The following is a 14498-nucleotide window of genomic DNA, read 5'->3' as shown; positions in this document are numbered from 1 at the left end:
GCCGAATTGCGATTTCAAACAACCTAAAAAAACGCGGGTCGTCCGTCGGTTGGCGGTAAAATCTTGCGACACGTCAGCTTCACGTCAGCTTCAGCGCGGCCATTGCGGCGGATGGCTGCCGAGCGGCATCGCCGGTCGATCCCAGCGCACCGGCGTCTTCGACAGCACAGCCGAATGGCGCACCGCTTTCAACGTGCCGAAGCCAGATGACACCGTTTCCATGAACGCAGCATGTACGGCGTCACCCGTAAGATCCGGGGTGTCGAGACCGCTTTCGAGCCGGCCGAGATTCCATAGCCAGCGTCCGGTCTGAGCCAGCGACACACGCACGTGCCAACTACCGCCCTCACGAACCTGGCGTGCCTTGGCCATCATCGCGCCGAACGCCATCAGATAGCCGGTGGCGTGGTCGAGCATCTGCGCGGGCAATTCCTTCGGACCATCGACTCCGGCGGCCCTCCCCTCCGCGTGATTGAAGCCGGTCGTGGTCTGCACCAGTGAATCGAAGCCGCGCCGCTCGGCCCAGGGACCGGCGTCACCGTACGCCGATAGCGTGACGTAGACGATGCCGGGATTGATTCTTGCGGCCTCTTCCGGCGAGAAGCCCAGGGCTGAGAGCGCGCTCGGGCGATAGCCTTGCGAGAAGATGTCAGCGTCCTTCAGCAGCGCGCGCATCTGCGCCCTGCCCGCCTCGCTCTTCAGTTCGATGAAGGTGGTAAGCTTGCCGCGGCCGGTGTCGATGGTCAGCCACGGAATGGCCGGCAGATCCGGCCCCGATACGAGCAGCACGTCGGCACCATGCACGGCAAGCGTGCGGCCCGCGACGGGACCTGCGATGACGCGGGAGAGATCGAGCACGCGCACGCCTGCGAGCGGCCGACCACCTTGCGGCCATCGCTTGGGCGGGGCATCGCCGATCTTCTCGATCGAGATCAGCGGAAGTCCGGCGAGAGCGCGCGCCTGCGGCAGCGCGGACCATTCGTCGTAAGAGCGCACCAATGCAACGACGCCGCCTGCGGCATAGGCCGCGGTTTCAAAATCCTCGCCCTTCCACTGCATCAGTGCGGCCTGCACTTTATCGCGCTCGGCCACGCAGCCGAGCACCTTGCAGACGGCGTCGCGGTGATGCGGGAAATTGGTGTGGCAGCGGACGAAGCGGCCGTCGCCTGTCCTGTACACGCCGGCGATGGCGTCCCAGGCTGGCGGCGGCGGCTTGTCGTCGAGGCGCAGATAACGCTCGGAGCGGCATTCGACGACGGCGTGGCGCATGCCGACGGTCACGTCCTGCGCCTCGCCGCTACGCAGTCGCCAGATCTCGGCCGCGGCGAGGCCTGCGGCAGCGATTGTCGTCTGGCCCGCGACGGCGACGCGAAACGAAGACGGGATCTGCCCCTCCTCGTCGGCCAACCGCACGCGCGCGAGCGCGGCCGCATCACCGCCGACAGACGTCCAGATACCCTTGAGAATATCGGAGGGGCTTTGCATGGCCGCTTCTCTCCCTTACGTTTTTGCGACCATTCATCAGCACGAGAAGGAATGCAATGGCCGCCATCGATCCCCTCACCGCAGGCGCCGTGTTCATCGCAACGGCGGCCACCGACGCGGTCTATGTCATGTTTACGTCAGCCGTCATCGCACGCAAGCGTGTGCCAGCCGCGAACTGGAGCGCGGTCTGGTATCTGCTCTCCTCCTACGCCGTCATCAGCTACACCGAAAACGCCTTCTATGTCGCGTTCGCGGCGATCGGCTCCTGGGCCGGCGCCTACGCCTCGCTGACCTTCCTGCATCGCCCGCCCGGCGGCCCGCCGGTGGGGGCCGCGCCGGAGTGAGGGCCCGCTTCTCTCTCCGCGTCATTGCGAGCGCAGCGAAGCAAGCCCGAGTCTGCCCACAGCGACAGTCTGGATTGCTTCGTCGCAAGAGCTCCTCGCAATGACGATGTGGAGGCTTCTGCGCATCTCCTGAAGGAGCTACACTCCCTGCACCCAACAAAAAGGAAAACCCAAGCAATGGATCTCGGTCTCAAGGGAAAGAATGCCATCGTGCTCGGTGGCACACGCGGCATCGGACGGGCGATTGCGGCGACGCTGGCCGGTGAAGGCGGCAATGTCGCGGTGTGCGCGCGCAACGCAGAACAGGTCGCGGCCACTGTGGCCGAGCTGAAAGCGAGCGGCATCCGCGCCACCGGCGGCACGGTCGACGTTACCGACGGTGCGGCGCTGAAGGCGTGGGTCGAGAACGCGGCCAAGGAACTCGGCGGGATCAACCTGCTGTTCGCCAATGCCGGCGCCATGGCGCAAGGTCACGATCCGGCGTCATGGGAACAGAATTTTCGGCTCGACGTGCTCGGCGCCGTGCATGCGTTCGACGCGGCGCGTCCCTTCCTCGAAGCCAGCGGCGAGAAGAGCGGCGACGCCGCCTTCGTCATCATCTCCTCGATCTCGGCAGCTCAGGCCGATTTCGCAAGCTCCTACGGTCCGATCAAGGCGGCGCTGATCCACATGGCCAAGGGACTCGCGCGGCAATACGCGAAGAAGAAAATCCGCGTCAACGTGGTCTCGCCCGGCACCGTCTATTTCAAGGGCGGCGTCTGGAACATGATCGAGCAGAACACGCCGGAGCGCTACAACGATGCGATGAAGCGCAATCCGACGGGGCGCATGGCCACGCCACAGGAGATCGCGAACGCCGCGGTGTTTCTGGCGAGTCCGGTGTCGGCGTTCACCACTGGCGCCAATCTCGTCGTGGACGGCGCGATCTCGAACCGGGTGAATTTTTAGAGGCGCTGCTCACGCCGCCGTCATGGCCGGGCTTGTCCCGGGCATGACGACTGAGTGGCGCGCATCCCGCGCCACATCTCAATGAAAATCCCGCGACGGCGGCAGGATACGGACGTTGCGGGGGTGGCGGATCTTTTGGGCCGGCATATCCGCGAGGGCGCGGGGGTCTTCGTTGAGCGGCTCGATCACGGTGGCGCCGGCCGGCACCGGATGTTTGCGGCTCAAGGCATCATTGGCGAGGCCGACCAGATCGTGCGAGCGGTCGATCATCCGCTGCGCGATCAGATGCGTCACCTTCTCGGGGCTGCTCTGGATATAGCCCTGGACCTCGATGAGGCGCGCGCCCATCACCTCCTTCCGGTACTGCTCCATGACCTTGGGCCACACCACGACATTGGCGATGCCGGTTTCGTCCTCCAGCGTCATGAACACGACGCCGCTGGCGCTGCCCGGCCGCTGCCGCACCAGCACCACGCCGGCGCAGCGGACGCGACGTCGCTCGTTCTCGTGACTGATCTCCTTGCAGGCGACGATCCGCTCCCGCGAAAACGCCTCGCGCAGGAATTCCATCGGGTGGCCCTTGAGCGACAGCCGGATGGTCTGGTAGTCGGCGACGACCTGTTCGGAACGTGGCATCACCGGCAGCGGCTTTGCATGCTCGTCGGGCTGCTCACGCGCCGTCGCCGCTTCAAACAGCGGCAGTACGACGTCATCCGGCAACCGCCGCACCTGCCACAGCGCCTCACGGCGGTCGAGCCTGAGCGAGCGGAACGCATCGGCATCCGCCAGTAGGATCAGCGCGCGCTTGGGGAGTTTGGTGTCGCGCGCAAAATCCTCGAGCGAGGTGAAGGGCCGCAGGTTGCGGGCCTTGATGATGCAGTCGGCCCAGTCTTCCTGGGTGACATAGATCTTGCCTTGCCGCTTCGCCTGCTGCTTTTTCAGGAACTCCTCATCCGGATCGAGCCAGTGAAAGCCATCGATCTGGCGGAAGCCGAGGCGTACGGCGCAGTACTTTTTTTCGGTGTTTTCCAGCGTGTTCTGCGCAAAGCTATAGGAGACGTCGATGTCGCGCACCTCGACCCCGTTCTTGCGGGCGTCGCCGACGATCTGCGCCGGAGCGTAAAAGCCCATCGGCTGCGAGTTCAGGAGGCCGCAGCAGAATGCGTCGGGGTGATGATATTTCAGCCATGAGGAGATGTAGACAAGCTGGGCGAAGCTCGCGGCATGGCTCTCCGGAAAACCGTAGGAGCCAAATCCCTTGATCTGATCAAAGCAGCTTCTGGCGAAATTGGCATCATAGCCGCGCGCGACCATGTTGCCGATCAGCTTCTCCTCGTATTGGCCAATAGTGCCGACATTGCGAAAGGTCGCCATCGAACGGCGCAGGCCGTTGGCTTCCTCGGAAGTGAACTTTGCTGCCTCGATGGCGATGCGCATCGCCTGTTCCTGGAACAAGGGAACGCCCATCGTTTTGTGCAGCACATTGTAAAGTTCGTCCTTGTCGCCATGATCCGGCGACGGAGACGGATAGCTTACCTTTTCAAGACCGTTCCGCCGTCTCAAGTAAGGATGCACCATGTCGCCCTGGATCGGCCCCGGTCGTACGATCGCGACCTCGATGACGAGGTCGTAGAAGGTCCGCGGCTTCAGACGCGGCAGCATGTTCATCTGCGCGCGGCTCTCGACCTGGAACACACCGAGCGACTCGCCAGCACACAGCATGTCGTAAACCTTGGGATCGTCCTGCGGGACGCTCGCCAACAAAAAACGCTCGCCCTTGTGCTGATCGATCAAGTCAAAACACTTCCTGATGCAGGTCAGCATGCCGAGCGCGAGCACGTCGACCTTCATCATGTTGAGCGCGTCGACGTCGTCCTTGTCCCATTCAATGAAAGTGCGATCGTCCATTGCCGCATTGCCGATGGGAACATAGGTGTCGAGCCGGTCCTGCGTCAGCACATAACCGCCGACATGCTGGGAGAGATGGCGCGGGAATTCGATCAGCTCGGTCGCAAGCTCGACCGCGAGGTTGATCATGGGATTTTGGGGATCGAGCCCGGCCTGCCGGACCTGCATGTCATTGAGACCTTTGCCCCAGCTGCCCCAGACGGTGTCGGCGAGCGCGGCAGTGACGTCCTCGGTCAGGCCGAGCGCCTTGCCGACGTCGCGGATGGCGCTGCGCGGTCGGTAGTGGATGATGGTGGCAATGATCGCGGCGCGGTGGCGGCCGTAGCGGCGATAGACATATTGCATCACCTCCTCGCGCCGCGAATGCTCGAAATCGACGTCGATGTCGGGCGGCTCCAGCCGCTCCTTGGAGATGAAACGCTCGAACAGCAGATCAACCTTGGTCGGGTCGACCGAGGTGATGCCAAGCACGTAGCAGACGGCGGAATTCGCCGCCGATCCCCGCCCCTGACACAGAATGTCCTGGCTGCGCGCATAGTGGACGATATCGTGCACGGTGAGAAAGTAGTGCGCGTATTTCAGCTCAGCGATCAGCGCGAGTTCCTTATGCAGGGTAGCGCGCAGCTTTTCGTCAATGTTCTCGATACCGCCGAAATATTTGTCGACGCCCGCCCAGGTCAGATCCTCCAGATGTCCCTGGGCGGTCTTGCCCGGCGGCACCGGTTCATCAGGATATTGGTATTTGAGCTGGTCGAGCGAGAAGTCGATCCTGTCCGCAAAGCGCATGGTCTCCGCGATCGCCTCTGGGACATCGCGAAACAGCCGCGACATCTCGCGAGGCGTCTTCAGAAAGCGCTCGGCATTGGCTTCCAGCTTGCGTCCAACCGCCTCGATCGTGGTCTTTTCCCGGATGCAGGTCAGCACGTCCTGAAGCGGACGGCGGCCGGGATCATGATAGAGCACCTCGTTGGTCGCGAGCAGCGGCACTCTTGCCTTGGCGGCGAGATCGTCGAGCCGCGCGAGACGGCGGCGGTCGTCGCCGCGATAGATCAGGCTCGCCGCCAGCCACACGCCCTCGGCGCGGCTGTCCCCGAGTTTTGAAAGCACATCCAGCGCTTGAGCGTCATCGAACCGATGCGGCAGCGTCAGGACCAGGAGCTGGCCTTCCGAAAAATCCAGCAGATCAGCGAAGCCGAGACGACACTCGCCCTTCTCGATCCGCGTGACGTCGTCGCCACGTTTGCCCCTGGTCAGGAGCTGGCATAGCCGGCCATAGGCGGCGCGGTCGCGCGGATAGACAAAAATGTCTGGCGTGCCGTCTATGAAGACGATGCGCGTGCCGATCAGCAGCTTCGGCTTGTGCAGCACCTCCTTATTGTCGAGCTCGTTCCAGGCGCGCACCACGCCGGCGAGCGTGTTGTGATCGGCGATGCCGATCACGGGGATGCCGAGCTTGCTGGCCTGATGCACGTAGGCCCGCGGATCCGAGCCGCCGCGCAGGAAAGAGAAGTTCGTGGTGATGCCAATCTCGGCGTAAGCAGGCGCGTTCATGCGAAGAGACCGTGCACATACCAGTTGGGCGGAGCGGGCTTGCCGTCGGCGTCGAACACCTCCCCTTCATAAAGACCGTCGCGAAAAATCCAGAAGCGCAGGCCCTCCGCATCCTCGATGCGGAAATAATCCCGCGTCAATTGCTTGCCGTCCTGCCGCCACCATTCCATGGCGATGCGCTCGGGTCCTTCCACCCGCACCACGGCATGTTTTGCGCGCCGCCAGGTGAATTGATGCGGCGGACCATCGGGCACGGTCGCGAACGGCACGGTGACCGGCTCCGGCTTGTCGAACAGCCTGAGGGGACGCAGCGGCGGCTCGCCCTCGGCACGATCTGGCCATTCGGCCTGCATGGCGGCGGCGAGGTGATGCTGGGCGGGCGCGGCCAGCACCGCCTGCTCGGGGATATGGGTATCCCCGGGTAGATGCACGACGACGCGCCTGCCGCCGATGCGCGCGGCGATGCGGTCGATCAGCGCAGCGAGTTCGTCACTGTCATGGACATGGGCGTCGAGATCGCGCTGCTCCTGCACCACGATCTCGGTGCGGCTCGCCGACAGCCGCACCATGTCGAAGCCGAAGCCGGGATCGAGCGGATCGGCGAGTGCATCGAGACGCTCGCGAAACAGCCGGTCGATGACGGCGCTTCGTGTCACGGGCCGCCCGGTCTCGACCATGATCGCGCGCACGACGCCGTCGGTGCGGAAGAACGCAGCCTCCAGGCGGCGCGCGCCTTTGCCTTGCTTCTCCATGGAGGCGATCAACGTGTCGGCCAGGCGCGACAGCGTCATCGCGATCATGGTGTCGGTCGCGATTGGCTCGGCAAAACGCTTTTCCACGATGTAATCCGGCAGCGGCTTGCGCGGGCTGATCGGCGCATCACCCTGCCCCAGCGCATGCGCGAGCAGCGTGGAGAACCGCGCGCCGAACCGTGCCGTGATTTCGGAGGCGCTGCGCGATGCAACATCGCCGATGGTCTTCAAGCCGGCACGGCGGAGGCCGGTGGTGATCGTCTCGTCCGCACCGAGCGCGGACACCGGAAACCGGTCGATCGCCGCGGCCTCCGCGCCATCCGCAACGATGCTGTTCGTGGCCTGCCGCGTCAGCGTGCGCGCGCAGACCGAGGTGCCGGCAATCGCGGCGCTGACGGCAAAGCCCTGGCGCGCCAGCGCACGGACCAGCGTCTGCAACAGCGCAGCCTCGCCGCCAAACAAATGCGCGCAGCCGGTGATGTCGAGGAACAGCCCATGCGGCGCATCGAGCGCCACCAGCGGCGTGAAGCGGTCGCACCAATCGGCGATGTCGCTGAGCGTCTTCGTATCGGCCACGACATCGGCGTCGAACACCTTTAAGTCCGGACACATCGCCCGCGCATTGGCGAGCGGCTGACCAATATGCAGACCGAGGCGTTCGGCGGCCTCATCCAGCGCATGGATCACCAGCGCATTGTTGTCCTTGATGACGACGATGCTGGGCTCATTGGCCTTACCCAGCCCGGCGCTGCCAAGAAACCGCTGGATCCGGTCGATGGGCAGGCGCGGCAGCCACAGGCTGAGGATCCGCCGACGGTTCAGTGAACTGGCACTCATCACATTTCCATTCCATGATCCATCGACCGCACGGGCCATGACGATTGCGCAACAGCTCGACATCGAAGCGCGGCGCGCCCCAGGCACTCCACGCAGACCCCGGCGGCGAATGCGCCGCGCGCAGCATCCATCGCGTCTCCGCAGTCGACGGCAGCGGTTGCGCTGCCATCCGCAGCAGCAAGCCGGTGACGCCGGATGATTGCGCGGCCAGCGTCAGCTTGCGGCTCGCCACCAGATCGAATTGTCTGGTCTCGCCCCAGAGCTCGAGCACGACGGCGCCGAGCGCATCGCAGGCGAGCGCATCGGCCGAGGTGCGCAGCGCGCTCTCCACGTCGGCCGCACGCACCATCACCACGCGGCGTGGATCGAGGCCGAGCTCGGCGAGCCCGCTCATCGACAGCGCGCCGGTCTCGAGTTCCGAAAAATCCTGCCGCACCCACAGCAGTGGCCGGCTTACCGTGACGCGGCCGGCAAGCCCGGTGACAAAGCCTGTCGCGACCGCGCCCTGAGACCCGGTGCAAAACACCTCATGGATCGCCGCACGCGCGAGCCCGCCCTTCAAGGCGCGATCGACCTCGCGGTGCCCGAGCGCAACGCGGTCGTGATGATGCACGACCTCTGCCGTCTCGATCCGTTCGATCTGGCTGCGCAAGGTCGCAAGCGCGCTCATGCGTGCGCTGCTCATGCTCGCCGCTCCTTCAGAGGTGATTGCCGGTGGCTCTCAAAAAGAGAACCAGTGGCTGGCTCATTTGTTCATGATATGTTCTAATATAAAGCTAACGGCGCACGAAGAGTCAATCGAATTGGCGATTTGCCGGATTCATCAGCGGAATCAAAGGGATTCAATAATGGATGTGCAACGCAAGCTGGAGATTCTCGCAGACGCCGCCAAGTACGATGCCTCCTGTGCCTCCAGCGGCACCGAGAAGCGGGATTCCAGCGACGGCAAGGGCATGGGCTCGACCGCACCAGGCATGGGCATCTGCCATTCCTACGCGCCGGACGGACGCTGCATCTCGCTGCTCAAGGTGCTGCTGACCAACGCCTGCAATTACGATTGCCTCTATTGCGTCAACCGCGCCTCCTCGAACGTGCCGCGCGCCCGTTTCACCATCGACGAATTGGTCAAGCTGACGCTCGACTTCTACCGGCGCAATTACATCGAAGGGCTGTTTCTCTCCTCCGGCATCATCCGCAGCCCCGACTACACCATGGAGCAAGTGGTCAGCGTCGCGCGAAAGCTGCGCGAGGAGCATCACTTCCGCGGCTACATCCATCTCAAGACCATTCCGGAGGCTGACGACGCGCTGATCGCGCAGGCCGGCAAATATGCCGACCGTCTCTCCATCAACATCGAAATGCCCGAGCCGGCGAGCCTGCAGCAATTCGCGCCGGAGAAGGACGTGCGCGCGATCCGTCGCACGATGGGCCGGCTGCGGCTGAAGCTGGACGAAGCCGAGGAGAACCGCGCAGCAAGAACGAAGGCCAAGCCGCAGCGTTTCGCGCCCGCAGGCCAAAGCACGCAGATGATCGTCGGCGCAGACAGCGCCAATGACCACACCATTCTCCATACCAGCGCCAATCTCTATGGCTCGTACAAGCTTCGGCGCGTCTATTACTCCGCCTTCAGCCCGATCCCCGATGCGAGCCGCGCACTCCCACTGCGCGCGCCGCCTTTGCTGCGCGAGCACCGGCTCTACCAGGCCGACTGGCTGATGCGCTTCTACGGCTTTGACGTCGGCGAGATCGTCGACGACAGCGCGATGCTGCCGCTCGACATCGATCCAAAGCTCGCCTGGGCACTGCGCCATCGCGACCGCTTCCCGCTCGACGTCAACCGTGCCAGCCGCGAGGAGCTGCTGCGCGTGCCGGGCTTCGGCACCAAGGCGGTCGAGCGCATCATCGCGACACGGCGCACCACCACGATCCGCCTGTCCGATCTGGCGCGGCTGCACGTGCCCAAGCACAAGGCGCTGCCATTCATCATCCTCAGCGATCACCGCCCTTCGTCGAACCGTCTCGATGCAGCAGGGCTGATCGAACGATTCAAGCCGAAAGCAACGCAATTGGGGTTTGGCTTCTGATGCAATACATCACTCTCGACACCCAAACCGATTTCGACGGCTGGCGCACGGCCGCACGGACCCTTGTGCTTGGTCATGTGCGGCCCACCGATATCACCTGGGCCGTGCAGGGTGGCGAAGCCGATTTGTTCGCACCGCCCTCACCGTCGCCGATCCTCGAGGTGAATGACGGCACTTTCAGCGTATCGGCGACATTCGTCGACCTCGCGAAATCGGCGATCCTGCATCGCGATGGCGAGCGATTTGCGATCCTCTACCGCTTGCTCTGGCGATTGAAGGACAATCACGATCTCATGGAAGTCGCGACCGATGCCGATGTCGCGCAGGTCACGGCGATGGCACGCGCGGTCCATCGCGACGAGCACAAGATGCACGCCTTCGTGCGCTTCCGCGAAATCGGACGCGAACGCGAAGCGCATTACGTCGCCTGGTTCGAACCGGAGCATCACATCGTCGAGCTCGCAGCCCCATTCTTCGCAAAACGCTTTGCCGACAGGCCCTGGTCGATCTTGACGCCGGATCTATGCGCGCATTGGCATGGCCATGCGCTCTCGTTCACGCCGGGCGTGAGCAAGAGCGAAGCACCGGGCGAAGATCGGTTGGAGGAAACATGGCGGCGCTACTACGCCAGCATCTTCAATCCGGCGCGCCTCAAGGTGAAGGCGATGCAGACGGAGATGCCGAAGAAATACTGGAGGAACCTGCCCGAGGCCTCGATCATTAAGCCCTTGATCGAGGACGCCGAGCGCATGACCGGCGCCATGATCGCCAACGCTGCAACCGATCCGCACAAGCCTCAGAAGCGGCCGGAGGCTCCGATGAAACGTAGATCAGCCACCGACGATCTCGAAGCGCTCCGCGAGGAGGCCGCGCATTGCCGCGCCTGCCCGCTCTACAAGGACGCCACGCAGACCGTGTTCGGCGAAGGCCCGAACAACGCCACCATCATGTTGGTCGGCGAGCAGCCTGGCGACAAGGAAGACCTCGCCGGCCATCCCTTCGTCGGTCCGGCCGGCCAGATGCTCGACCGTGCGCTCGCGGAAGCCGGTGTGGACCGCAAGAAGGTCTATGTCACCAACGCGGTGAAGCATTTCAAATTCGTGCCGCGCGGAAAGATCCGCCTGCACCAGAAGCCGGCCACACCGGCGATCCGCGCGTGCCGGCAGTGGTACGAGCGGGAAGTCTTGGCAATCCAGCCCGAGCTCATCGTGGCGATGGGCGCCACCGCCGCGCAAAGCGTGTTAGGCAAGATCACGCCCATCGGCAAAACCCGCGGCCGGCTCATAGACCTCCCCGATGGACGCAGGGCTCTGGTGACGGTGCATCCGTCTTACTTGCTGCGACTGCCCGATCCAAAGGCCAAGGTGCTGGAATATCAGCGCTTTGTCGAAGACCTGAAGATCGCCGCAGCGTTGCAGAAAAAAGCACCACGCGCCGCCTGACGCGGCTCCGATGCACAGCAACAAGCCGTGGAGAACGCACGTCATTTCGGCGGCCTGCACGCCGTTTCAATCGCCTGTCACACGCCGCGCGCAAAGTCGAGGCCTTGGGACAGGAGAATTTCCAATGAGTGACGTTGCTTTGCCGGGCTCCATCGAGCCTGCTTTGAGTAAGGGGCCGGACCTCAATCGCGGATTCCATCCGCTCACCGGCGTGATCTATATGGGCGTGATCGCCGCCGCGCTGCTCTTCGTCGCCTACAGCATCTGGGTCGACGTCGATGCGTCCGGCGCGCAGGTCAAGACCTTCGCTCCCTTCCTCCTGCTCTTCGTCGCGCTCCTGATCGCGCTCGGCTTCGAGTTCGTGAACGGCTTCCACGACACCGCCAACGCGGTCGCGACCGTGATCTATACCCGCTCGCTGCCCGCCCATATCGCCGTGGTGTGGTCCGGCATGTTCAACCTGTTCGGCGTGCTGCTGTCCTCCGGCGCAGTCGCATTCGGCATCGTCTCGCTGCTGCCGGTCGAGCTGATCCTCCAGGTCGGCTCCAGCGCCGGCTTCGCGATGGTGTTCGCGCTCTTGATCGCCGCCATCATCTGGAACGTCGGCACCTGGTATTTTGGCCTGCCGGCCTCGAGCTCGCACACGCTGATCGGCTCGATCATGGGCGTCGGCATCATGAATGCGGTTCTGCATGGTCGCAGCGGCACCACCGGCGTCGACTGGACCCAGGCCACCAACATCGGCAAGGCGCTGCTGCTGTCGCCGCTGTTTGGTTTCGCGCTTGCCGCCGGCCTGCTGCTGATCCTGCGCACCGTGCTGCTGCGCGTGACGCCCGCTCTGTTCGGCGAGCCAAAGGGCGACCAGCCGCCGCCGTGGTGGATCCGCGGCATCCTGATCCTCACCTGCACGCTGGTGAGCTTCTTCCACGGCTCCAATGACGGTCAGAAGGGCATGGGCCTGATCATGCTGATCCTGATCGGCACCGTGCCGACCGCCTACGCGCTCAACCGCGCCCTGCCGGAAAGCCAGCTCGCCGCGTTCAGCCAGAACTCGGAGGCCGCCAGCAAGATCATCGAAGGCAAGGCTGCCGGCTACAACGTGATCGGCAATCCCCGGCCCGCAGTGACCAACTATGTCGCGCAGCACGAGGTCAACGCCGGAACGTTCCCGTCGCTCGCCGTGCTCGTGCGCGACATCTCCAGGCAGGTGAGCACCTACGGCTCGCTCGCCAAGGTGCCGGCCGACCTCGTCGGCAACACCCGTAACGACATGTACCTCGCCTCCGAAGCCCTACGTTTCCTGATGAAGGACAAGGAAGCGGAGCTCAGCGCTGCCGATGTCACCGTGCTCAACGCCTACAAGGGCTCGCTCGACAGCGCCACGAAGTTCATCCCTGGCTGGGTAAAGATCGTGGTCGCCATTGCGCTTGGCCTCGGCACCATGGTCGGCTGGAAGCGCATCGTCGTCACGGTCGGCGAGAAGATCGGCAAGACCCACCTGACCTATGCGCAGGGCGCCTGCGCCGAGATCACTGCGGCCGCCACCATCGCTGCCGCCGACATCTACGGCCTGCCGGTGTCGACCACCCACGTGCTGTCATCGGGCATCGCCGGCACCATGGCCGCCAACGGCTCGGGCCTGCAATGGGCGACGATCCGCAACATCGCGATGGCCTGGGTGCTGACCCTGCCGGCCGCGATGATCATCTCGGGCGTGCTCTACTATCTGTTCTCGCACGTCTTCTGAGCAGCGAGACGGCACACCAACAAAAAGGGCCCGTGCGATGCACGGGCCCTTTTCATTATGATTTCGCTCAGTGTCACGACGCCGCGAGCTGTTCCTCGACCAGCTTGACCCAGTAGGACGTGCCGAACACGATCGCCTCGTCGTTGAAATTGTAGGCGGGGTGATGCAGGCCGGCGCTGTCGCCGTTGCCGCAGAAGATGAACGCGCCGGGACGCGCTTCCAGCATGTAGGCAAAGTCCTCGCCGCCCATCAGCGGCTGCATGTCGTGCACATTGGCGTCGCCTGCGACCTGCTTGGCAATGCGCGCCGCCACCTCGGTCTCCGCGGCGTGATTGTTCACGACAGGGTAGTTGCGCTTGTAGTGCAAATCGATCTTGGCGCCAGTGATCTGCGCAACGCCCGCCACCACTTCACGCACGCGCTTCTCGACAAGCTTGCGCACCTCCGGCGACAGCGTGCGAATGGTGCCGCGCAGTTCCGCGGTCTGCGGGATGACGTTGCGGGCATTGCCGGCGTGGAATTCGCAGATCGAGATCACCGCTGATTCCAGCGGATCGACGCTGCGCGCAACGATCGACTGCAGCGCGGTGATCACCTGTGCGCCGACCAGAACGGAATCGATGCACTTGTGCGGGCGCGCGGCGTGGCCGCCGAGCCCCTCGATCTTGATGTCGACCTCGTCGGTCGCCGCCATGATCGGGCCCGGCCGGATCGCGAACGAGCCGATCGGGATGCCGGGACCGTTGTGCATGCCGTAGACCTGCTCGATGCCGAAGCGCTCCATCATGCCGTCCTTGACCATGGCCGCGCCGCCGGCGCCGCCTTCCTCGGCTGGCTGGAAGATCACGATGGCGTCGCCGGCGAAGTTGCGGGTCTCGGCGAGATAGCGCGCAGCACCGAGCAGCATCGCGGTGTGGCCGTCATGGCCGCAGGCGTGCATCTTGCCCGGAATCCTGGACGCGTAAGGCAGGTTGGTCTGTTCCTCGACAGGCAGCGCATCCATATCGGCGCGCAGGCCGATCACCTTGAGGCCCTCGCCCGTCGGCTTGCTGCCCTTGATCACGCCGACCACGCCGGTCTGGCCGATGCCGGTCACGACCTCATCGCAACCGAACTCGCGCAGACGGTCCGCGACGAATGCTGCGGTGCGGTGGACGTCATAAAGCAACTCGGGGTGCTGGTGGATGTCACGCCGCCAGGCCTGGATATCGGGTTGAAGGTCGGCGACGCGGTTCACGATCGGCATGGAGGGACTCAAGCTTTGTTGAAAATACAGGACTGTCTACCATGCGACCACCAGTCCGCCTAACTCCCACAGATCGAGGGTAGACCTGTCCTCACGTCATGGCCGGACTTGTCCCGGCCGTCTTCGTCTGCCTATTAGGGTGGAACGTTTAGAG

General features: G+C 64.1%; 10 protein-coding genes. 5 read left to right on the top strand and 5 right to left on the bottom strand.

The features are described from left to right. Positions 1–90: 90 nt before the first annotated feature. Positions 91–1485, bottom strand: coding sequence for a CoA transferase (locus JQ631_RS03630; RefSeq protein ID WP_212324092.1), 1395 nt, complete (start codon positions 1483–1485; stop codon positions 91–93). Positions 1486–1541: 56 nt separating this feature from the next. Between JQ631_RS03630 and JQ631_RS03625 the strand changes: the two genes are divergently transcribed. Both JQ631_RS03625 and JQ631_RS03620 read left to right on the top strand, forming a co-directional pair. Continuing rightward, a complete protein-coding gene (locus tag JQ631_RS03625; RefSeq protein WP_008136644.1) occupies positions 1542–1829 on the top strand; it encodes a hypothetical protein in 288 nt (95 codons plus the stop codon). A gap of 177 nt (positions 1830–2006) precedes the next feature. Next, complete coding sequence (locus tag JQ631_RS03620; protein ID WP_212324090.1) at positions 2007–2777, top strand: SDR family NAD(P)-dependent oxidoreductase; 771 nt, start codon at positions 2007–2009, stop codon at positions 2775–2777. Between the two features lie 78 nt (positions 2778–2855). Here JQ631_RS03620 and JQ631_RS03615 read toward each other — a convergent pair whose 3' ends face one another. The 3 genes from JQ631_RS03615 to JQ631_RS03605 are packed head-to-tail and all read right to left on the bottom strand — an operon-like array spanning position 2856 to position 8510. Further along, the gene (locus JQ631_RS03615) at positions 2856–6236 is read right to left on the bottom strand and encodes an error-prone DNA polymerase (protein ID WP_212324088.1); all 3381 of its coding nucleotides are present in this window, start codon (positions 6234–6236) and stop codon (positions 2856–2858) included. Continuing rightward, on the bottom strand, positions 6233–7825 hold the full coding sequence (locus JQ631_RS03610) for a Y-family DNA polymerase (protein ID WP_212324086.1): 1593 nt from the start codon (positions 7823–7825) through the stop codon (positions 6233–6235). The genes JQ631_RS03615 and JQ631_RS03610 overlap by 4 nt, the downstream gene beginning before the upstream one ends. Next, positions 7722–8510 (bottom strand): ImuA family protein, encoded by a 789-nt coding sequence (locus tag JQ631_RS03605; protein ID WP_212324084.1) that lies wholly within the window; start codon positions 8508–8510, stop codon positions 7722–7724. The genes JQ631_RS03610 and JQ631_RS03605 overlap by 104 nt, the downstream gene beginning before the upstream one ends. Before the next feature lie 163 nt (positions 8511–8673). On the opposite strand from JQ631_RS03605, the gene JQ631_RS03600 reads away from it, so the two are divergent. The 3 genes from JQ631_RS03600 (at position 8674) to JQ631_RS03590 (ending at position 13098) form a co-directional block, all read left to right on the top strand. Then, a complete protein-coding gene (locus JQ631_RS03600) occupies positions 8674–9909 on the top strand; it encodes a putative DNA modification/repair radical SAM protein (protein ID WP_212324082.1) in 1236 nt (411 codons plus the stop codon). Beyond that, on the top strand, positions 9909–11351 hold the full coding sequence (locus JQ631_RS03595; protein ID WP_212324080.1) for a UdgX family uracil-DNA binding protein: 1443 nt from the start codon (positions 9909–9911) through the stop codon (positions 11349–11351). Before JQ631_RS03600 ends, JQ631_RS03595 begins: the two co-directional genes overlap by 1 nt. A gap of 124 nt (positions 11352–11475) precedes the next feature. Further along, the gene (locus JQ631_RS03590) at positions 11476–13098 is read left to right on the top strand and encodes an inorganic phosphate transporter (protein WP_212324079.1); all 1623 of its coding nucleotides are present in this window, start codon (positions 11476–11478) and stop codon (positions 13096–13098) included. Between the two features lie 73 nt (positions 13099–13171). On the opposite strand, the gene JQ631_RS03585 is transcribed toward JQ631_RS03590, so the two are convergent. Beyond that, positions 13172–14344 carry a M20 aminoacylase family protein gene (locus JQ631_RS03585; RefSeq protein WP_212324078.1) on the bottom strand — a complete coding sequence of 391 codons (1173 nt, stop codon included), beginning with the start codon at positions 14342–14344 and terminating at the stop codon, positions 13172–13174. Positions 14345–14498: the final 154 nt, after the last annotated feature.

The sequence above is a fragment of the Bradyrhizobium manausense genome, assembly GCF_018131105.1.
GTDB classification, from domain to species: Bacteria; Pseudomonadota; Alphaproteobacteria; order Rhizobiales; family Xanthobacteraceae; genus Bradyrhizobium; species Bradyrhizobium manausense_B.
The sequence above is the reverse complement of the archived record's forward strand: the minus strand, read 5'-3'. Positions and strand labels throughout refer to the sequence as shown.